General features: G+C 59.8%; 21 protein-coding genes and 1 pseudogene. 14 read left to right on the forward strand and 8 right to left on the reverse strand.

Translation table 11 applies throughout. The features are described 5' to 3' along the window. The first annotated feature begins 112 nt into the window (after nucleotides 1–112). From FJ986_RS20170 to FJ986_RS20185, 4 genes and pseudogenes are all read left to right on the forward strand, one after another. Nucleotides 113–925, forward strand: coding sequence for a universal stress protein (locus FJ986_RS20170; protein WP_140675463.1), 813 nt, complete (start codon nucleotides 113–115; stop codon nucleotides 923–925). Further along, nucleotides 925–3,570, forward strand: a complete 2,646-nt coding sequence (gene mgtA, locus FJ986_RS20175; RefSeq protein WP_224656229.1) for a magnesium-translocating P-type ATPase — start codon at nucleotides 925–927, stop codon at nucleotides 3,568–3,570. Before FJ986_RS20170 ends, mgtA begins: the two co-directional genes overlap by 1 nt. 43 nt (nucleotides 3,571–3,613) lie before the next feature. Beyond that, nucleotides 3,614–4,046: pseudogene (locus tag FJ986_RS30915) on the forward strand (NUDIX hydrolase). 94 nt (nucleotides 4,047–4,140) lie between these two features. Then, nucleotides 4,141–4,410 (forward strand): DUF6455 family protein, encoded by a 270-nt coding sequence (locus FJ986_RS20185; RefSeq protein ID WP_140522897.1) that lies wholly within the window; start codon nucleotides 4,141–4,143, stop codon nucleotides 4,408–4,410. Between the two features lie 289 nt (nucleotides 4,411–4,699). Here FJ986_RS20185 and FJ986_RS20190 read toward each other — a convergent pair whose 3' ends face one another. The 3 genes from FJ986_RS20190 to FJ986_RS20200 form a co-directional block, all read right to left on the reverse strand. Beyond that, complete coding sequence (locus tag FJ986_RS20190; RefSeq protein WP_140522895.1) at nucleotides 4,700–5,398, reverse strand: CBS domain-containing protein; 699 nt, start codon at nucleotides 5,396–5,398, stop codon at nucleotides 4,700–4,702. A gap of 130 nt (nucleotides 5,399–5,528) precedes the next feature. Beyond that, the gene (locus FJ986_RS20195; protein ID WP_140522893.1) at nucleotides 5,529–5,996 is read right to left on the reverse strand and encodes a DUF2231 domain-containing protein; all 468 of its coding nucleotides are present in this window, start codon (nucleotides 5,994–5,996) and stop codon (nucleotides 5,529–5,531) included. A gap of 117 nt (nucleotides 5,997–6,113) precedes the next feature. Further along, nucleotides 6,114–6,392 carry a hypothetical protein gene (locus FJ986_RS20200; protein ID WP_140522891.1) on the reverse strand — a complete coding sequence of 93 codons (279 nt, stop codon included), beginning with the start codon at nucleotides 6,390–6,392 and terminating at the stop codon, nucleotides 6,114–6,116. A gap of 131 nt (nucleotides 6,393–6,523) precedes the next feature. Here FJ986_RS20200 and FJ986_RS20205 point away from each other — a divergent pair, with 131 nt between their 5' ends. From FJ986_RS20205 to FJ986_RS20215, 3 genes are read left to right on the forward strand one after another with little or no spacing between them, the layout of a single operon-like run. Beyond that, nucleotides 6,524–6,850 (forward strand): PepSY domain-containing protein, encoded by a 327-nt coding sequence (locus FJ986_RS20205; RefSeq protein WP_140522889.1) that lies wholly within the window; start codon nucleotides 6,524–6,526, stop codon nucleotides 6,848–6,850. Beyond that, nucleotides 6,850–7,515, forward strand: coding sequence for a response regulator transcription factor (locus FJ986_RS20210; RefSeq protein WP_140522887.1), 666 nt, complete (start codon nucleotides 6,850–6,852; stop codon nucleotides 7,513–7,515). The genes FJ986_RS20205 and FJ986_RS20210 overlap by 1 nt, the downstream gene beginning before the upstream one ends. Beyond that, nucleotides 7,515–8,858, forward strand: a complete 1,344-nt coding sequence (locus FJ986_RS20215) for a HAMP domain-containing sensor histidine kinase (protein WP_140522885.1) — start codon at nucleotides 7,515–7,517, stop codon at nucleotides 8,856–8,858. Before FJ986_RS20210 ends, FJ986_RS20215 begins: the two co-directional genes overlap by 1 nt. A gap of 7 nt (nucleotides 8,859–8,865) precedes the next feature. Here FJ986_RS20215 and FJ986_RS20220 read toward each other — a convergent pair whose 3' ends face one another. The 3 genes from FJ986_RS20220 to FJ986_RS20230 are packed head-to-tail and all read right to left on the reverse strand — an operon-like array spanning nucleotide 8,866 to nucleotide 11,967. Further along, the gene (locus tag FJ986_RS20220; RefSeq protein WP_140522883.1) at nucleotides 8,866–10,377 is read right to left on the reverse strand and encodes an RnfABCDGE type electron transport complex subunit D; all 1,512 of its coding nucleotides are present in this window, start codon (nucleotides 10,375–10,377) and stop codon (nucleotides 8,866–8,868) included. After that, a complete protein-coding gene (locus tag FJ986_RS20225) occupies nucleotides 10,374–11,096 on the reverse strand; it encodes an FAD:protein FMN transferase (RefSeq protein WP_224656230.1) in 723 nt (240 codons plus the stop codon). The genes FJ986_RS20220 and FJ986_RS20225 overlap by 4 nt, the downstream gene beginning before the upstream one ends. Nucleotides 11,097–11,121: 25 nt before the next feature. Next, nucleotides 11,122–11,967: an FMN-binding protein gene (locus tag FJ986_RS20230; RefSeq protein WP_224656231.1), complete on the reverse strand. Its 846-nt coding sequence runs from the start codon at nucleotides 11,965–11,967 to the stop codon at nucleotides 11,122–11,124. Nucleotides 11,968–12,078: 111 nt separating this feature from the next. Here FJ986_RS20230 and FJ986_RS20235 point away from each other — a divergent pair, with 111 nt between their 5' ends. After that, nucleotides 12,079–12,597 (forward strand): cytochrome b/b6 domain-containing protein, encoded by a 519-nt coding sequence (locus tag FJ986_RS20235; RefSeq protein ID WP_140522880.1) that lies wholly within the window; start codon nucleotides 12,079–12,081, stop codon nucleotides 12,595–12,597. 4 nt (nucleotides 12,598–12,601) lie between these two features. Further along, nucleotides 12,602–13,297 (forward strand): VIT family protein, encoded by a 696-nt coding sequence (locus FJ986_RS20240; RefSeq protein ID WP_140522878.1) that lies wholly within the window; start codon nucleotides 12,602–12,604, stop codon nucleotides 13,295–13,297. Between the two features lie 230 nt (nucleotides 13,298–13,527). On the opposite strand, the gene FJ986_RS20245 is transcribed toward FJ986_RS20240, so the two are convergent. After that, nucleotides 13,528–13,803, reverse strand: a complete 276-nt coding sequence (locus FJ986_RS20245; RefSeq protein ID WP_140522876.1) for a DUF6522 family protein — start codon at nucleotides 13,801–13,803, stop codon at nucleotides 13,528–13,530. A 744-nt stretch (nucleotides 13,804–14,547) separates the two neighbouring features. On the opposite strand from FJ986_RS20245, the gene FJ986_RS30515 reads away from it, so the two are divergent. The 5 genes from FJ986_RS30515 to FJ986_RS20265 all read left to right on the forward strand — a co-directional run bounded on the left by FJ986_RS30515 (nucleotide 14,548) and on the right by FJ986_RS20265 (nucleotide 17,773). Then, nucleotides 14,548–14,721: a hypothetical protein gene (locus FJ986_RS30515; protein WP_181165392.1), complete on the forward strand. Its 174-nt coding sequence runs from the start codon at nucleotides 14,548–14,550 to the stop codon at nucleotides 14,719–14,721. A 54-nt stretch (nucleotides 14,722–14,775) separates the two neighbouring features. Further along, on the forward strand, nucleotides 14,776–16,158 hold the full coding sequence (locus FJ986_RS20250) for a hypothetical protein (RefSeq protein ID WP_318013165.1): 1,383 nt from the start codon (nucleotides 14,776–14,778) through the stop codon (nucleotides 16,156–16,158). An 11-nt stretch (nucleotides 16,159–16,169) separates the two neighbouring features. Continuing rightward, nucleotides 16,170–16,709, forward strand: coding sequence for a DUF2249 domain-containing protein (locus tag FJ986_RS20255; RefSeq protein ID WP_140522874.1), 540 nt, complete (start codon nucleotides 16,170–16,172; stop codon nucleotides 16,707–16,709). After that, complete coding sequence (locus tag FJ986_RS20260; protein WP_140522872.1) at nucleotides 16,706–17,032, forward strand: metal-sulfur cluster assembly factor; 327 nt, start codon at nucleotides 16,706–16,708, stop codon at nucleotides 17,030–17,032. Before FJ986_RS20255 ends, FJ986_RS20260 begins: the two co-directional genes overlap by 4 nt. Before the next feature lie 525 nt (nucleotides 17,033–17,557). Further along, nucleotides 17,558–17,773, forward strand: a complete 216-nt coding sequence (locus FJ986_RS20265) for a DUF1858 domain-containing protein (protein ID WP_140522870.1) — start codon at nucleotides 17,558–17,560, stop codon at nucleotides 17,771–17,773. Here FJ986_RS20265 and FJ986_RS20270 read toward each other — a convergent pair. Next, nucleotides 17,770–18,474 (reverse strand): Crp/Fnr family transcriptional regulator, encoded by a 705-nt coding sequence (locus FJ986_RS20270; protein WP_140522868.1) that lies wholly within the window; start codon nucleotides 18,472–18,474, stop codon nucleotides 17,770–17,772. The genes FJ986_RS20265 and FJ986_RS20270 overlap by 4 nt on opposite strands. Nucleotides 18,475–18,655 lie beyond the last annotated feature (181 nt).

The raw sequence follows: 18,655 nt of genomic DNA on the forward strand, positions 1-18,655 counted from the left end.
GAAGTCTAGATGCAAAAGCGATTGGCCGGTTCTTTGACGCGCATCAAGGAAGCCAGCGCCCGTGAATGCAATTCATAGCACATTCGAAACGCTTGAGTGAAAGGCGCGTCCAATGTCCTACAAGTCCATAATCGCGAATCTCGCCGTCGATACGCCCCCTGCTGCGATTGTGAAAGTGGGTATCGAACTCGCAGAGCGTTTCGGCGCCCATCTCATTGGTCTGGCGGCGGCGGATGTTCCGCCCTTGGTCGCGACGGGTGAAGGCATGGTCTACGAAGGGGAGGTCATGCAGATTCAGCGGACTGAAATCGAAAAGAGGCTTGCCGAACTGCGTGCCGAGTTCGAAAGCCTGGTCCCGGCTTCGATCACAAGCGAGTGGGGACAGGCCGTCTGCAGCCCGACCCGCTTCCTCAGCGTTTTCGCCCGCGCAGCCGATCTTGTCGTGACCGGTGCGTCGGGAGACGACGTGTTTCGCGCCGCCGATGTTGGCAGCCTGGCGCTCGGCATCGGCCGGCCAGTCCTGGTCATCGGAAACAACGTCGAACACCTCCGCGCTAATACGGTCCTGGTTGCCTGGAAGGATACCAGGGAGGCGCGACGGGCGGTGGCGGATGCCTTGCCTTTTCTGGCCAAGGCCAATGAGGTTGTCGTCGCCACGATCGCCGCCGCCAAAGGCGACGACAATGTTCGTGACAGTCTCGCCGATGTCGCTGTCTATCTTGAGCACCATGGCATCATGGCGCAGACGGAACTGATCACCGGTGAAGTCGATGGCGAGCAGTTGTTGACATTCGCACGCTTGATCAATGCCGACATGATCGTCTCAGGCGCCTATGGCCATAGCCGCCTGCGCGAATGGGCGTTTGGTGGCGTCACCCGCACGCTGATCGAAGAGAGCAGCATCAACCGCTTCCTGTCATACTGATGGCGAATATCGTGTCTTCTGGCGTGGACCAACATTCCGTTGCGGCGGCCGCAAGTCCGTATTGGTCGATCACCAGCGAAGATCTCGTGCGAGGTCTGGCAACTTCGCCCACATCGGGCCTGGCTGGGTCGGATGCCGCCTCGCGGCTCATCAAATACGGCGCGAATACGCCGGCCTCGAAGTCAGGCGCGTCGGCGCTTAGCGTGTTCGTTCGCCAGTTCCGTAGCCCGCTTGTCCTGATCCTGATCTTCGCGGCTAGCGTTTCGGCCTTCGTCGGTGCAGGTCAGGAGGCCGCAATCATCGGGGCGATCGTGCTGGCAAGTTGCGTTCTCAGCTTCACCCAGGAGTATGGGGCGTCGCGGGCGACAGAGGCACTTAAACAGCGTATCTCGCGCAAGGCTACCGTGCTGCGAGATGGCGTCGAATCCTCCGTTTCTGCCGAAGAAATCGTGCCGGGCGACCTCATCCGGCTATCGGCCGGAAACCTCATACCTGCCGACTGCGTCATCCTCGAAGCGCGGGATTTCAATGTCAGCGAGGCGGTGCTGACTGGCGAAACCTTCCCCGTCCTGAAGGCGGCGGGGCGATCAGATCCTGATGCGTCCGTCGCCCAACGCAACAATGCGGTGTTTACCGGTACGTCCGTGCGCAGCGGCACGGCGACCGTGCTTGCGGCAGCGACCGGCCGGCGCACCGAATTCGCCTCCATCGCAGCGGCACTGGAGCGACAAATCCCGGAAACGGATTTTGCCCGCGGGATCAGATCGTTTGGCTATCTGATGACCGAGATCATGCTGGCGATTGTCATCATCGTGTTTTTTGCCAATCTGATGCTGCATCGTCCGCTGATAGAATCGCTGTTGTTTTCCCTGGCACTCGCGGTCGGCCTCACACCTGAACTGCTCCCGGCCATTATCAGTGTAACACTTGCTCGTGGCGCCCGCGCCATGGCTGCCAATGGCGTCATCGTGCGCCGTCTCGACGCCATCGAGAATCTGGGCAGCATGGACGTGCTTTGCACCGACAAGACCGGCACGCTGACGGAAGGCGTGATCCACCTTGACGGATGGCTTGATGTCGACGGCAACCCGTCAACCGACATCCTGCTTTGGGCACGTCTCAACGCAACCCTGCACACTGGACTGAAGAACCCGCTGGACGAAGCCATCGCCGGTGCGCCGGGCAAGGGTGCATCATTGGCCGCTTTCACCAAGGTCGACGAGATCCCTTATGATTTCATTCGCAAGCGCCTATCCGTTGTTGTGCGAACCAAGGATGGCGAAGATCTTCTGATCACGAAAGGCGCAGTACAGAACGTCCTCGAAACCTGCAGCTTCGTCGGCACAGCGAAAGGCCTGGAACCTCTCGAAGACACGCACCGCGCGGCGATCGACAAGATGTTTCGACGCTGGAGCGCGGAAGGATATCGCGTTCTGGGGCTAGCGACGCGTCGATTTGAAAGCCACGCTACCTATGGCAGGAAGGACGAGGTCGATCTCGCCTTCGCCGGCTTTCTGCTTTTCCTAGACCCGCCCAAGGAAGGCGTAAAGAGCACGCTTGCCGAACTCGCCCACCGGGGCATCGCCGTGAACGTCATTACGGGCGACAACCGCTACGTTGCAGCCCATCTTGCTCAAGCGGTCGGCTTGCGTAGCGATCGGATCATGACCGGGGAGGATCTGTCGAAGTTGACCAAGAGCGCGCTCTTTGCAGCCGTGCAGGACACTGACCTCTTCGTCGAGATCGATCCCAACCAGAAAGAACGCATTGTCCAGGCCTTGCGGAGCAGGGGCCATGTCGTTGGCTATCTGGGTGACGGCATCAATGATGCGCCCGCGCTCCATGAGGCCGATATTGGGGTCTCCGTCGACACCGCATGCGATGTCGCGCGTGAGGCTGCCGATATCATCCTTCTCAAGCAGGATCTCGGAGTGCTGGTGCGGGGCGTCGACGACGGCCGCAAGACCTTCGCCAACACCATGAAATATATCTCCATCACCACCAGCGCCAATTTCGGCAACATGATAAGTATGGCGGTCGCCTCGCTATTCCTGCCTTTCCTGCCACTTCTGGCAAAGCAGATCCTGCTCAACAATTTCCTTTCCGACGTGCCCTCACTCGCCATCGCAAGTGACAACGTTGACGCAGATCAGCTGCACAGGCCGCGCCACTGGGACATCCGTTTCGTGAGGCGATTCATGATCAGCTTTGGCCTGGTCAGTTCGCTGTTCGATTTCGCAACCTTCGCGTTCCTGCTGCTCTTCGCCCATGCCACAGAGGCTGCATTCCAGACAGCCTGGTTTGTCGAATCGTTGCTGACCGAGCTTGCAATCGTGCTCATCGTTCGTACGCACCGCGCTTTTTGGGCGAGCCGTCCGAGCCCCTTGCTCGCCTGGCTGACACTGGGCGTCGGGTTTGTCGCGATCATGATTCCGTATCTGCCGTTCGCAGACTGGTTCGGTTTCGTGCCCTTGCCGCTGCCTATACTTGCCGGACTTGTCGCTATCACCGCGCTCTATCTATGGGCCTCAGAGGCGACAAAGCGCGGGTTCTTCGGCCAGGAGGAGCCGCAGTCGCACCCGAAGAGGCCGGGGCAACCTATTGGCAGAGCCACCAAGTCTCATTCTGCGTACCCGACATTATAGGCTGGGTGGAGAGGCTTGAAACCATCGTGAAAAGAGCGCCGGCATTTTGCCTTATCGCAGATTGGACAAGGGGCTGCAGGTGCTGCTCGTTCATCCAGGCGGCCCATTCTGGCAAAAGCGAGATCTTGGGGCCTGGTCGATTGCAAGGGCGAGTATAATCCTAGCGGGGACGGCGCGGCGCGAGTTCACCGAAGAGACAGGCTGGGAGCTCAAGGGCCCACTGCTGAATTTGGGTGAGTAGCGCCAGCGAGAAGGCAAACCCAGCGCTCGAGGGTGATTTCGACACCGCGATGATGCGCAGCAATCTGTCTGCTATGGAGTGGCCACCACGCAGTGGCCGGGGACAATTGTTTGTCGACGTCGACCGCGGTGAATGGCTGGATCTAGCCTTGGCCCGGGACAAGTTGGTAGTCGGCCAACGGCGTTTTCTCGACCGCCTTGTCGCTTCAGCTCAGAGCCCAAGCCCTCCCGTTTAGCCTCAGGGATTAGCAACGACGCCTGCTGTTGATCGAGATCAATGATTGCGGCCGCCGACATGACAATGATGGTCGCTAGGCAGGAGTGATCAGCATGACATTTCTCGATTATCTGGTTTCAGTCGACGCCAGGACCGCCCTGATGGGCCGCATGATGCAGAAGCTTGGCGTCGACAAACAATTGAAATCGGTGCCGGATCATGCCGCCGTCACCAACCGGGCAGTGGACCGATGCCGCTCGTGTGGGCATCAGGACGAATGCTCGACCTGGCTCGACGAACACCAGCAAGCCGATAATCCGCCAGACTATTGCCGCAACCGTGATCTTATCGCACGGCTGCAACACGCCGCCGGTCAACGTTAGAACCGTCGACGCCTCGAGCTGGATGGAGGGTCACTCAACCTCTGGAAAGACCGTACGTCTTGGAGGTCCAGCGCAACCGGATGCGTAGGCTCCGGACTCCATGGATCGCCCTGGCGGGCTTGATAGCACGGACCTCTTCAGCTGGTGGCCACATCTTCAGGCGAGCATCCAAACCCGTTTGGCATGGTAATCGGCTGGTGATGTTCTCATTCTCGACAATTCGCTGTCGAGCGAGATTGATCGTGGACCCGCGGCTTGCAGTGGCAAGTTCGTCGGGATCGTCCCGCCGCTACGAAACAAGCACCACGGACAACGGATCGGCGCAGAAGAGACCATCCCTGACAGCCTTTACGCCGGCAACGTTTTCGGCTGCCACAAAGGCTGCCTGGCGCTCACGTTCGTCGAAGATGACACCGCTCAATATCACCACGCCCTTGTTCACCATCACGTGGATCAGGTCTTTGCCGGTCCATTTGTGCTTTGCAAGCTCGCCAGCGACGTTGTGGCGAATCTGCTCGTCATCGATGACCGAACGGCCTGCATCCGGAAGGACGCTGAGCAATGCCCGCAGCAGATCAGAACGGGTGATGATGCCGACGACTTTCCCGGCATCGATGACCGGAATGCGTTTGACGTGATGTTGCGTCATGAGTTCGACGACCTCGGCGAGCGACGCGGCGGGAGACGCCGTGACGACATCGCTGGACATCACCTCCTCGATCCGTCGACCATTGGCGTGGACATATTCGTCGGCGGCCTTTCCAGGACTGACGAGAAACTCTAGCCAGCGCGAGCGCTTTTGCTCGGTGTCCAGTTCTCCTCGTCGCAGGAAATCGCCCTCGCTGACAATCCCCACCAGCGTGCCGTCGCCGCGAACAACAGGCAGGCCGCTGATCTTATTGGACAGCATCAGCCCGGCCACCTCGGCGATCGAGGCGGACGGGTCCGTGCAGATGACTGGCTTGCTCATGATGGCTTCGGCTTGCATGCTCGCTCCCCGGAGATATTTCATTCCCGGCTTCTTAGATGCCGCATGAGCGAAGGGCCTTGATTTGAATCATTTTGCCCTCGAGACAAATGACCCAAGCTGGGGCTGCAAATAACCAGGCGCGTGCCCGTCAACCAGCGATCGCGGTCTTAGCGACGTTCACGCCAAGTTCGTAGACAAGCAGTCCACCATAATAGGCCGTCGCCGTGACCAGAATTGCTCCGCCAATTTCGACCAGAGGAATAGCAATGGTCAGTAGCCGCAGTTCACGATTCCGCACCCAAAGGCCGAGCCTCACTAGGCCCCAGATCAGAAACGCGAACGCTGTGATACCTCCCAGGCTCTCGTGGATCTCCGCTATGTCACTGCTGAAGCCGGCGGCTTCAGCATGATCGAGTGCCATTCCCCCATAGAACCAGGTTCCAATCGCGAACGCCCCGGCTGCGAGAGCGATAAAGGTCGATACCGTCCCCACGCCAGAACGCTTGGTCACCGCGTTGCCGCGAGCGAGCACCACAAGGTCGATCGCCGCCAAAGTGTAGATGAGGACAATGGGAAAATGCACGAGCATGGGATGGATATGCTGGACTGGGATCATGACAAGGAAAATCTCCGGAGTGGCCAAGGGATGGCGCAGATAGAGGGGGTAAGTTTGGCGATAGCGCAATTGATCAGCGGACGCCCAGCTCAAGGGCTGGGCATAAGCTTTTCGGTATCAGTCGTCGTCCCCCTGGCCGTCCTCGTCAGTGCTGCTGAAAACGGCCTTACTGGAAGTGTGACTGTCGTCGCATTCGTGGTCATCGCCAACGCCCTTGATCGCCTTGGGACCGGTGGCATCCTGCATGGGGATGGCCTCCAGATCGATTGGGCCGGCAGGGGCAATTGAGGATGAGGATGACGCTGCGCATGAACCTTCTTCAGATTCAGCGGCTGCCGGCAGGGCAAAGGTCGAGAAGCATCCGAGTGCTGCGAGTAAGAACAGGGAATTGCGCATGGTTTCGACATCCTTTTCTCTGCGCGGCCATGATTGGCCGCGAGGATGCCGTGATAGCGAGCCTTTGCTTGCCGGCAGCTGTGGATGGTTGACAGCAAATTGAAAGCTTCGACGTGCGACATGCCTCCCTCATGATGGTCAAACTAAAGAGCCTCGCAATCCTGGGCCTGGCCGGGCTTGTCCTGGCCCAGCCACTTGCCGCGCGGGCTGACGAGGACGACGATGGCGATCATGACAGGGCGCGGGATCTCTACGAACACGGTGAGATAAAAGGCCTTTCCAATATCCTCGATATTGTTCGCGCGCAGGCTCCAGGCGACATCGTCGCGGTTGACCTCCTCCGCAAGGCCAACAAATGGGTCTATCGATTCCAGGTCGTCGGCGCCGATGGCCGGCGAAAGACTGTCGATGTTGACGCCGGTGCCGGTGTCATCATGCGCGAAAGGGAGGGGGACTGATGAAGATCCTCCTTGCCGAGGACGAGCCCCGTATCGCCGCCGATATCGCTACAGCCCTTAAGGCATCCGGTCTGGCGGTTGATATCGTTCGCGATGGAGAGGCTGCCTGGTTCGCAGGCGATGTGGAGAACTACGATGCTGCGATCCTGGACCTCGGGTTGCCGAAGCTCGATGGTCTCACTGTCTTGAAGCGCTGGCGGGCCAATGAGCGCAGGTTTCCGGTTCTCATCCTGACGGCAAGAGGTACGTGGACCGAACGCGTGGACGGTATCAATTCCGGTGCTGACGACTATCTTCCCAAACCCTTTGAGATGGAAGAACTGCTCGCCCGATTGCGGGCGATCCTGCGTCGTTCGGCCGGGCAGGCCGCACCCGTTCTGAGGTCCGGGCCGTTGCTTCTGGATACGCGCCAGATGCGTATTTCGCTCCGTGGCGTCCCCATTTCTCTTTCGCCGCTGGAATACCGGCTCCTGGCGTTTCTGATGCATCATGCTGGTCGGGTGGTGGCGCCCACCGAACTTGCTGAGCATCTCTACGATTCAGGGAACGACCGCGATCCGAACACGATCGAGGTGATCGTCGCGCGCTTGCGTCGCAAGCTCGGGAGTGGCGCCATCGAAACGCGGCGCGGCTTCGGGTATCTGATGCCCGATGATCCCGCCTGATGGGCGGCTCGATCCGCTTCAGGCTGTGGCTGGCGGCAACGATCTCGATTCTTGTCGCGCTCGCCATAGCCGGCGCCGGCTTGCGCTATCTGTTTGAACTTCACGTCGAGCGGCGCGTTGTGGGCGAGCTGACGGTCGATCTCAATGAGTTGATCGGCGCAACGACCTTCACAAGCAACGGCCAACTGGTGTTAGCCCCGGTGCTCACCGACCCGCGCTTCGCCAATCCGCTGTCCGGTTATTACTGGCAGGTCGAAGACATCGCTACCGGCGGTCTCCAGCGCTCACGATCTTTGTGGGACGCCAAGCTGGTCCTGCCTGCCCGCAGCGCAACGGGTGAGATGCGAACGGTCGAGGAGTTCACGGGACCTGGCGGAGAACTCAGCATTGCGGTCGAGCGTACAATCATCGACGCCGGAGGTCGGTCCTTTCGCGCAGTCGTGGCGGAGGATCATCGAACCATCGAGGCGTCTGTAAGCGAGTATGTTCGCGATCTTGCTCCGGCTCTCTTGATGCTCGCCGCAGTTCTCATGGCCGCGTTTTTCATCCAGATCACGATCGGTCTCGCACCTCTGGAGACCTTGCGGGCCGCCGTCGGAAGCGTGATTGCGCAGCGAACGACACGGCTCGATGTGGTGGCACCGAGCGAAGTGCAGCCGCTCGCTGACGAAATCAATCGTCTTCTCAATGCCCAGGAGAAGGCTCTTGCTCGGGCCCGTTCGCGCGCCACCGATCTGGCGCACGGCCTCAAGACGCCGCTCCAGGTCCTGTCGGCTGACATCCGTGCCTTGCGCAAGAAAGGCGAGACGGATCTGGCCGACGAGATCGAGAAGAGCACAGAAGCGATCCGGCGCCATGTCGAGCGGGAGCTCGCGCGCGCCCGCCTCGCGCCCGGCGTTTCCGGCGAGGCATCCTGCCGGGTATCGCAGGTCGCGGCCGGCGTCATTGCCGTCGTCAAGCGCACGCCAAGCGGCAAGCAGCTTTCATTCAAGATGACCGTCCCGGAGGATCTGACAGCGCCGATGGATGAAGGCGACTTGTCGGAAATCCTCGGCAATCTGGTCGAAAACGCCGCGCGCTACGCAAAGTCGTCAGTGCGTGTCGATGCATCCTCCACCGCTGACGAGGTAATCGTCACTGTCGCCGATGATGGTCCTGGCATACCGGATGCCGATCGGGAGACCGCTCTGTCCCGTGGTGTCCAGCTCGACAGCAAGGGCGGCAGCAGCGGGCTTGGCCTGGCCATCGTATCCGATATCGTCGAAGCCTATGGCGGACGCCTTGCCATGGCCAACGCCGATCCGGGTCTGTTTATGGCCATTTCCTTGCGACGACACAGTTGAGCGTCCTTCAGACGAAACCCGGGAAGTAGTCGACCCTTATCTTCGAGCGACGCACGCCCATGGCCAGCAGCTTCTTGCGCAGCGCCTTGACCATCGCCTGCGGGCCGGAAATGTAGAAAATCCGCTCGAGGTGGTCCGGTATAGCCAGACGGATCAGGCGCTCGTCGATGTAGCCAGGATACTGGCCACGCTCGCCACCTCGCGCGACGGCGTGGAACGTTCGGATGCCGAGTTCGCGTTTTGCGGCACCGAGCACGTCACGGTAGGCAATGTCCTGCTGCCCCTCGGTTCCGTAGAGGATGACGATCGGCCGCCGCTCATTGCGGTCGAGTAGGTATTGCAGCATCGAGCGGAATGGCGTGATCCCGATGCCCCCGGCCAGGAAAGCGATCTTGATTTCACGCCGGGCGGGCAACGTGAAATTGCCGGCCAGTTGCGCGGCGTGAATCGTGCTGCCTGGCTTCATGGCCATCAATTCGCGCTTGAAGGCGCTTGATTGCGGATAGAACTTGACGCCGAGGCGGACCGTTTCCTCCGTCGGCGCCGAGGCGACCGTGAAATACCGGCGGTTGCCGCGATTGTCGGCACGATGGAGACCAAGCGTCCATTCGAGATACTGACCGGCCTCGAAGGCGAGCTTGCGCGGCGAGCGGAAGATGAAGTCAAAGCTGTCGACGGCCGACTGCTCGATGCGTTCAAGAGTCAGCACGAAGCGTCCCTTGGGGCCTGCCGCATAGGCAAACAGGTTGCCGGCAAGCAGCGCCAGTTCCGGCGTGAAATAGAACGAGCCGAGATGAATGGCGGGAGCAAACAGAAAGCCGACGATCGCGGCAAAGGCGATACGCGGCCAACGCATCGTCGGCGCGGTCAGCGGCTCGGTCAGCATCACGAAGGCAAAGAACAGCAGGGGCGAGGAACTCAGTGTCTGCGTGAGCGCCGTCCAATACTGGTCCGGATCGGTCGTTGCCAGGATGGTCGCCAGCGCCGCGACAAGGAAGGTCGAGACAAGGTCAAGCCGGCGCAGTTTGCGGACAATGAGCATACCGCCGACGAGCACGAGCGGAAGCAATGGCAGATTGCCGCCCACCCACCAGGTGGCTGGTTGGTCGAGCAGCAGCGCGGACAGCGCCACGCCCAGCGCAGCCGGGTTGAAAAGGTGCTTTCGGCCGATGGCGAGAATGAATTTCGATGAAATCGCCCAGACGGACGCGAATGCCACCGCTGCGATCCCCTTTGTGTCCGTGACCGCCACCGGATCGAGGATAAGCGCCAGGATGAGCGCGGTGATGTAGGCGGACTCGTTGTTGGCCGGGACCGCGAAGACACGCGCAAAGGCCTTGTTGGTGATCCAGCAGGCGGCCAGCGCAAGAGCCGTCGTGAAGCCAAGCGCAATGGGGTCATGTGGCACCAGCTTGGCGAAGCCGAGCACGAACGCTGCGCCGACAAGCGTCATCAGATAGTAGAGGACCAGCCTGTACATGGTCAGGTGATCGAGAAATCGGTCGATGGTCTTGATCATGGCAGGCAAAGGGCTCCGAACCCGGCTGTCGGGGTGGCGCGGCCACTGGCGTCGACGAGATATCCCTCCAGGCCAGGGGTCTGCTCGATGAAGAAAATGCCGTCCCGACCCATGGCGAAGGCCGCGGTGGCGAAACGATCGGCTTCGAGCACATCGGCGCCGATCACGGTCAGGCTGACGATGTCCTGGATTGGATTACCAATCCCGTGCGGGTTGTAGATGTGTTGGCCGCGGACATAGGTGCCTGAGGTCGCGACGCCGCGATCGCGGGGATAGACGACCTTTACGATCTCGTGAGCATTGAAGGGATTGCGGATACCGACGCTCCAATCCTGACCCGAAGCATTCTTGCCGCAGGACTGGATATCGCCGCCCGCCTCGATGAAGAAATCGCTGATGCCGGCCCGTTGAACGATGCCTGCCGCATTGCGGATTGCCCAGCCCTTGACGATGCCGGAAGGATCGAGCGATCCGTCGGGCTTGCGAATATCGAAGTATCCGTCCGTCTCGTCTTTCGTCTGTCTGGCGAGAGCGAGCACTTCCATCATCTCGCCGCTCCAGTCGGCGACCGGAACGTCGCCGCGGTTGATGGCCGCGATCTCGCTGTCGGCCCGGTATGTGCTGAAGCGCCGGTCGATATTCTCGAAATAGCCAAAGACCCTGTCGATCAGCTCCCCGGTCGAGGCGCCACCGATGTCGACCGTTATGGGCATGCCCATCAAAATTCGCGTGTCGCGCATGGACCTACGACGTCGCTTTCTTCAGCGCGCCGCGCAGCGACTGGATGAAAGCCCTGCTGGTCAGGGTCGCGCCCGAAATAATGTCGACATTGGCGCTTTGGGCGCTGATCGCTTCGTCGCGCAGCATGGGCAGCGCTTGCCTGTTGATATTGATGGAGGTGCGGCGGTCGGATGGGTATTTCAATACCTTCAGCGCCTTAAGCTGCCCGCCCTGTATCAGGGCCTGAATCTGGATGATGCCGTAGTAGGCATCGGCCGTAGGGCCGGTGTAGACGCCGTCGGCATAGATCTTCATGTCGACCCGGACGACACGTGCTGGCGCATCCCGATATGCTGGCCTCGGCTGCGGGACTGGTATGTAGACGGCGGGAGTGACGGCAAATGAAGGTACCGATGGCGCAGGATCGGAGGCAGCCGGCGCCACTGGCTGCGCCAGCAGCGCTCGCGAGGGTTGTGGGGTCACCGGAACCACTGTCTGCTTGACCGGATCATCTGTTCGTTCGGCGGGCACTGCTATGCCAGCCGTCGTTTCCGGGGCAATCGGGAACCTTGTTCTGAACCGGGGGTCGAGGGGCGCCGGCAAGGTCGCCGCAAACGGGGCCGGCTCTTTTGGCTGCGCTGAAGGCGCTTCGGCTGCGTCGGCCGGCAGCGCTTCGCCGAGCATATCGTTTGCAGGGTCCTTGCCGGCCTGATCCCAGACATAAGCGCCCGACGCGGCGATCACGAAAAGTGACAAGGCAATCTGTTTCATCGGAGGTGTTTCCACGTTGACTCTCGCAGGGCGGCCTATCTGCTCTCCGGAGGCAATATCCCACGACCAAGCTGACAACTGGCTGTCAGCCGAGTTCAAGCTGCGAGTGCCCGGCAAAGCTCATGGACGACATCAAGTCGATTTGTCATAGATCAAGATATCCACATAAAGCCTGAGCTAAGAGGGCTCTCTCAAACAAGGTAGCTGCCTATGGCTGTTGTCAAAGAGCCGGCCGGATACACCGGAACCCAGATATTGCTGCATTGGACCATCGCGGTGCTGATCGTCCTGCAGCTTGTAATCGGTGAGGACATCAAGCCGGCTTACCGGGCGTTCTCGCGCGGCACCGAGCCGGCAGCTGGCGACATCTTAAACGCGAATATTCATGTCTATGTCGGTTTGGCAGTTCTGGTACTGGCGATCTGGCGGCTTGCGGTCCGTCTCAAGGTTGGTGTGCCGGCAGCACCGTCGGAAGAAAGCGCACTGTTAAAGGGGATCGCCGCTGCCGCCCATTTCCTGCTCTACCTGTTCATTTTCGGGATGCCAATTACCGGAGCGCTGGCATGGTACTTCAACATTCGAGCAATGGGTGAGATACACGAACTCGCCAAGCCAGTGATCATCATCGTTGTAGGCCTTCATGCCGTAGCGGCGCTGTGGCAGCATTTCTTCGTAAAATCGGATGTGCTCGTCAGAATGCTCCGGCCTGCTGGACGGCGCGCGCGGTGATGCCATGAGCCGCCTGCACAGTGAAAACCATCTCGTATCGCGCGTCGGCTGGCTGCGCGCCGCCGTGCTGGGCGCCAATGACGGAATCGTGTCGACGGCCAGCCTGATCGTTGGTGTGGCGGCGGCCAATGCCGCGGCCTCAAATGTTCTGGTGGCCGGCGTGGCCGGACTGGTCGCCGGCGCGATGTCGATGGCGGCCGGAGAGTATGTTTCGGTCAGTTCGCAGTCCGACACCGAACAAGCTGACCTTGCGCGTGAGAAGGGCGAGTTGGCCACGCAGCCAGATTTCGAGCGTCACGAACTTGCGGAGATCTATGTCAGACGAGGCGTCGAGCCAACCCTGGCCTTGCAGGTCGCCGACCAATTGATGGCGAAGGACGCGCTCGGCGCCCACGCACGTGACGAACTTGGTATCTCCGAGGTGACCACGGCGAGGCCGATCCAGGCCGCTCTGACCTCGGCTGCCGCATTTTCGGTTGGCGCAGCCATGCCTTTGGCGATGGTGCTTATTTCGCCGGCCGCCTGGCTTGCCACAACGGTGTCTGTCGCCTCCCTCCTGTTCCTGGCGGTTCTGGGTGCCATCGGGGCCAAAGCCGGCGGCGCCAATGTGCTGAGGGCAATGGTTCGTGTCACCTTCTGGGGCGCGCTGGCAATGGCTCTGACCGCCGGTATCGGCGCCGCCGTTGGTATTGCCATCTGACCGGCCTAGTTATTTCGATCTCGCTGTGTGGCTTGGGCTAGCGCTTCAGCACCAGCGCTCAGATCATTACATGGTCAGTGTGCGAGGCGCAGTGGAACCTGTTCGTGAAGCGAAGTGGCTCGGGATCGAAGTGGGCCAGATCAGTCGGGGTCCCAACGTCAGCAGCCTCATTGTGCTACAAGGAAGGAATTGACGGCCTCGCAGATGTCTCCAATTGCGCTGGGCACGGCTCAAGCCCGCCTCCAACGACGCTTTGGGGTCGCCACGATTAGTTCCTGGCTGATGATCTCACCGTTTGGACCGACAACTATTGTCAACTCACGATCATGAGAACGGAAGGCCAAACGGTGTTTGCCATCGTCCTCACCAACCCCTCGCTCAACCCGCCCTTTGATGCCGCCACGCTGGATCTGCCTTATGAAATACTCAACAGAGAACTTCATCGCTTTGGCGGCAGCCGCGGCATCGATCTCGGGCGCAGCATCCGCCCATTTAACCGAGATCATTCAGACCTCCACACGCAATCTCTGGCAGCGTCTTGTTCTGCATAATTCTCAACCTGCTGATTGCCCTCGGCCAACTGGCAAGGTGAATCCGCTCACCGCAGTTCTGCGTCCATTAGCATCGCGATAGATTCTAAACGACGGCCTTCCATCAAACTGCTAGCTCCAGTTTATGGCATCCCATCGGATGTTCTTTGCTCTAACGCAAGCGTCCTCGTCGCCGTGCTCGCCCCGACGGATTTCGGCCTGGACGGGCGGCTTTGCCCAGGGACGTTGTGGACTGTGGTGATTGCCTTTGGACGACTGATTAAAGCGCTCCCAAGCTGCTCTGGCCATCCTCGCGGCAATTGCTCTACGAAGGCTTGGTCTTGTCGGTCAAGCAGTTGCGATTGCGGAGATCGTTCCCTGCTCAGGCGTAATCGCGCTTGTCAGCGTCCTCACTGCTCTTGCACCGGAATGGCACCCGAAATCCCACAGGGCGATCACTAACCCGAGTAAGACGCGGATCGACCCCAGTTTGCGCGAACGCAAAGAACTATTGGGGCATGTCGGATAGCTTCTCGTAATCGACGTTCGACGACTTTGACCTGATGTGTTCGCGCGCTGCCCGAGGGGGATACGATTGCGCTTCTGCCGTACGATGCGGGATTGCTAAAGCGGTCGCACGTCGAAGCAAACAAAGGATTGCGAGGCAAATGCGAAGCGCTTTGACGGACGCCTCAGCGACCGGGAGTTCAAGGAAGTGACATGAACATGCAATTCGAGATAGGGATGGAAGACGCGATCAACGGATGCCCAAGCCTCGTATTCAGCACTGAAGCGGCGAGCGGCCCAAAGGCAGAGAAGACATGGCTGCCCATGCTCATCGCTGGGCTCGCCCCAATCGTGTTGGGTGCCACAGCGGTGATGGCCCTTGTGTAGAATGTCTGCTGCTCCGATTTGGCGAATGAGTTCTGACATGTCCCATGATCGCAGATGTTTTCATTGTATAGCTGTCTGGCGATGATCAACTCGGCTCTTTCGCGCTGGACCATGGCGTACTTCGCCTCGGCACTGGTGTCTTTGGTCGCCGCTCAGATGCTGATGATGGCCGGCTACGGTTTTCCGACTGTTGCCTTGGAAGCCCCAGAGACGCTTATGATCGTCCACATGATCACAATAGGCTGGCTTAGCCTTCTGATGTGCGGAGCCTTGTTCCAGTTTGTCCCGGTGCTCGTTGCGCGGCCACTTCGCTGCGAGTCTCTGGCCTTGCCGGCGCTGCTGTGCCTGATTGTCGGTCTGACTTGCCTGGTCACCGGATTCTTGCGCCTATCAGGAGCAATTGACGTTGATGTTCCTGCGCTTGCGTTTGCCGGGCTTCTCCTTCCGGCTGGCTTCGGATTGGTGGGATGGGCGCTCGCACGTACGTTATGGGATGTCCGACCATCCAGACTGCCACTGCCCGCGCGCTTCGTTGCGGGAGGGCTTGCCAGCATCGCAGTCACCAGCGTCTTGGGTGCCTCCTTTGCATTCTCGCTCTCCGGCGAGGTGCTAGGTGGGATTGGCATAGATGTGCAAGCGGCTCTTCCCACTCACGTGATGGTAGGCCTTGGCGGCTGGCTCGGCTTCACGGCCGTTGGTGTGAGTTACCGCTTGCTGCCAATGTTTATGCTTTCCCCGGACAGCGAACGCACCACGGGTTATCTGGTCTTGTGGGCCGGCGCTACCGCCCTGCTTCTTATTGTGTCGTCAGAGCCTTTGACACGTCTTTCCGGAGAGATAATGCTGCCTGCCGTTCTCGCTTGCTTACTCGCGTCCGCCGCGACGGTGTTCTATGCCATCGATCTCGTTTTCTTCTATCGCAGCCGCAAGCGACGCAAGATCGAATTGAACAGCAGTTCGGCGATCGGCGCCTTCTCCGCCCTTTATCTGTCGGTTGTGCTTCTCCTCGCTCTGCTGGCGACGGGAACGCTTGCGCAGCATGCAGGCGCAGTTGTCTATCTCGTTGCTTTCGGTTGGCTAACAGGGCTGGGGCTTTCGCAACTCTACAAGATCGTGCCGTTCCTAACCTGGCTCGAATGCTACGGACCGGTGATGGGCAGGAAGCCAACGCCGCGCGTCCAGGATCTTGTCGTCGAAACGCGCGGCAAGGTGAGTTTCGCACTCTTCTACGCCGGCGTGCTGGTCGGGACTGGGGCGCTTCTGACCGAGGTGCCGGGTCTGTTCCGCATGGCTACGGCTGTGACCTTAGCTGCTACGATAGCGATCGTCGCGGAACTCGTTCTTGCGCGCCGCCTTGCCAATGTTACCGCAGCCTTGCGCCTGCCCGAGGGAGCATCGCGCCCGCGCCTTTTCCTGCCCTCCTGGCGCCCATTATAGAGGAAACCCGAATGAGTGCCCCGCATTACGACCTCGACGTTCGGCCGATCCTTCGCGAAGGTGGCGAGCCCTTCAGTGCCATCATGGAAGCGGTGGCCGCACTCGGCCCGGGTCAAAGCCTGCGCTTGCTTGTGTCCTTTAAGCCCATTCCCTTGTTTCAGGTGCTTGGCGCGCGAGGCTTCGAGCCCTCGGCCAAAGAAATTGGCAATGGTGACTGGGAAGTTGTCTTCACGCCGGTTGGGGCAGCACAGCAGGTAGGGGAACCGTCGGAACGATCAGCAAGCACCGACGACATGCCACGCGACTGGCCAGAACCAATCATGGAGCTCGACAATCGCGATCTCGAGCCGCCGGAACCGATGGTCAGAACGCTGCAAGCGGTCAAGACCTTGGCACTTGGTCAGACGATGGCAGTGCTGCTGCCGCGCGAACCAGTTTTTTTATTCGATGAGTTGCAGGTACGTGGGCATCGCTGGCGCGGCACCTTCGAGCCGCAAGGGCACTATCGCATAGTCATCCGCTCTGGTGGGTCAGGAGGGCGAGTATCATGAACGGAGCGGAAGGCCAGGCACTAGCGGTTGGCATACGTGAATCCCTGCGCATGGTCATTGATCCGGAGCTTGGAGAAAATGTCGTCGATCTCGGATTGATCTACCAAGTTTCGGTGGAACAGGATGGGATAGCGCATATCGAAATGACGACCACGGCCCGTGCTTGTCCCGCGACGGGATACCTCAAGGATGCAGTCCGCTCGGCCGCCTGGATAGTACCTGGGATCCATTGGGTAGACATCCGGCTCACATATGATCCACCATGGGCACCTGATATGATGAATACAGACGCCAAGTGCCGTCTTGGCCTGACCGCAACGTGACCCATTGCATGACAGCATGGCTGCAAGGCAACGCCTCGTCATAGACGGTGCGCCGCTCTGGAAACGTCGTTGATTTACGACGGTCAAATGCGCTCCACGGCGTTGTGAAGACATCGGTCCTGATCGTCTTCATGGTTGAAAGGTGTGCGCGATTTCTGACCCGGACCCTTGCTACGGAGTTCCCGCAACCAGCGGCGCATATGCTTGCCTTGCAAGGCCGGGCCTTGCAGTGGCGCGTTTCACTTGTGGGCTTACGCTGTTCGGCCACGGCGAAGCGCGCTCGCTTTCCCGACCGTCGGAATGTTTATGACACGGGCGCTTAGCATCGGCTCAGAGTTTCCTGTTGGGGTGGCATGCCTACTCCTATGGACCAAGCAGCCTGCGCCCGCCCTCGGTGTCCAAAACGCATCTCAGCGTTGCTTGGGAAGGGGGCACACGCGGGAGGGCGCTTCCTCTTTGTCTCAGCGCAACGATCATCTGGAACAGCGGTTGCAAGATATTGCTTCCTAAACCTGGACGACGCGCATGAAGACCCGACTTCGCGACGATGCAACGATGGACGAAATAATGCTCAGGTGGCCGGCAACCATCGGAGTGGTTCTCCAGTATCGCCTGCTTTGCGTCGGCTGCCCGGTTGCCTCGTTCCACACCATTTCCGAAGCGGCGCGTGAGCACGGGATAGGCGAGGAATCACTGCGTGTCGATCTGAACGCCGCGATCGAGCGAACCGGAGCGGACTAGTTGTTCCCAGTCCGTCCTTCGGCCAGCAAAAGCAGGCGGTGAGGTTCCACCACGGTCACCTTTTCGCGGCCACTTTTAACGAGCCCCTTTTCCTCCCAAGATGAGAGCAGCCGACTCACCGTGTGCAGCGTCGTTCCTGTCATCTCGGCGATGTCCTGCCGTGATATCGGGAAATCAATCATGATTCCCTCATCGGTTTGCCGACCGGTCTGCTTGATTAACTTGAGCAGCGCATGGGCGACGCGCTGATCCACCTGTTCGGTGGACATCTCGATCACGCGCGTGTGAGCGTCCTGCAGCCTGCTGCCAACGGTTTTATAGGTATTGGCGCCAAAACTTGGGAAGGAATCCGCGAACTTGAGCCAAAGATGACCTGGCCATGCAAGAGCCACGCAATCGACGGCAGCAATTGCGCTGGCCGGATAGGTGCTGCGACCCAACGCGTGGGCAATCCCCATCAGTTCACCAGGACTAATGTAGCGCACGGTCACTTCTTGGCCGTCTGGCGTTGTCTTAACGACACGCACATGTCCGTCGAGCAACAAGAAGAAGGAGTGGGCTTCCTGCTCTTGCTCGAAGATAGGTTGATCCTTGACAACCCGCAACGATCGCGCTTGGCCGATCATGTAATCAAGATCCGTCGGGGTCATGCCCTGGAAGGCCGATAGCCCGGAGATCAACGACCGATCCAGACGGCTCAAGGGCAATTCCTCTTCCAAGATCTTGCAATGGGCATCAGCAAATCCGTGTCTCTGTCGAGCACACAATGTCATGGGTTCCCGACGGACGGCAAGGGGCACCAAGCCCGGCCTTTTCCTTCGACCTTGTTTGCGTTGCATCAAAGTTCGCATGCTGAAGTCAGTCTAAAAGCTCCCCAACGGC

Origin of the sequence: Mesorhizobium sp. B1-1-1 (assembly GCF_006442955.1) — a bacterium.
Taxonomy (GTDB): domain Bacteria; phylum Pseudomonadota; class Alphaproteobacteria; order Rhizobiales; family Rhizobiaceae; genus Mesorhizobium.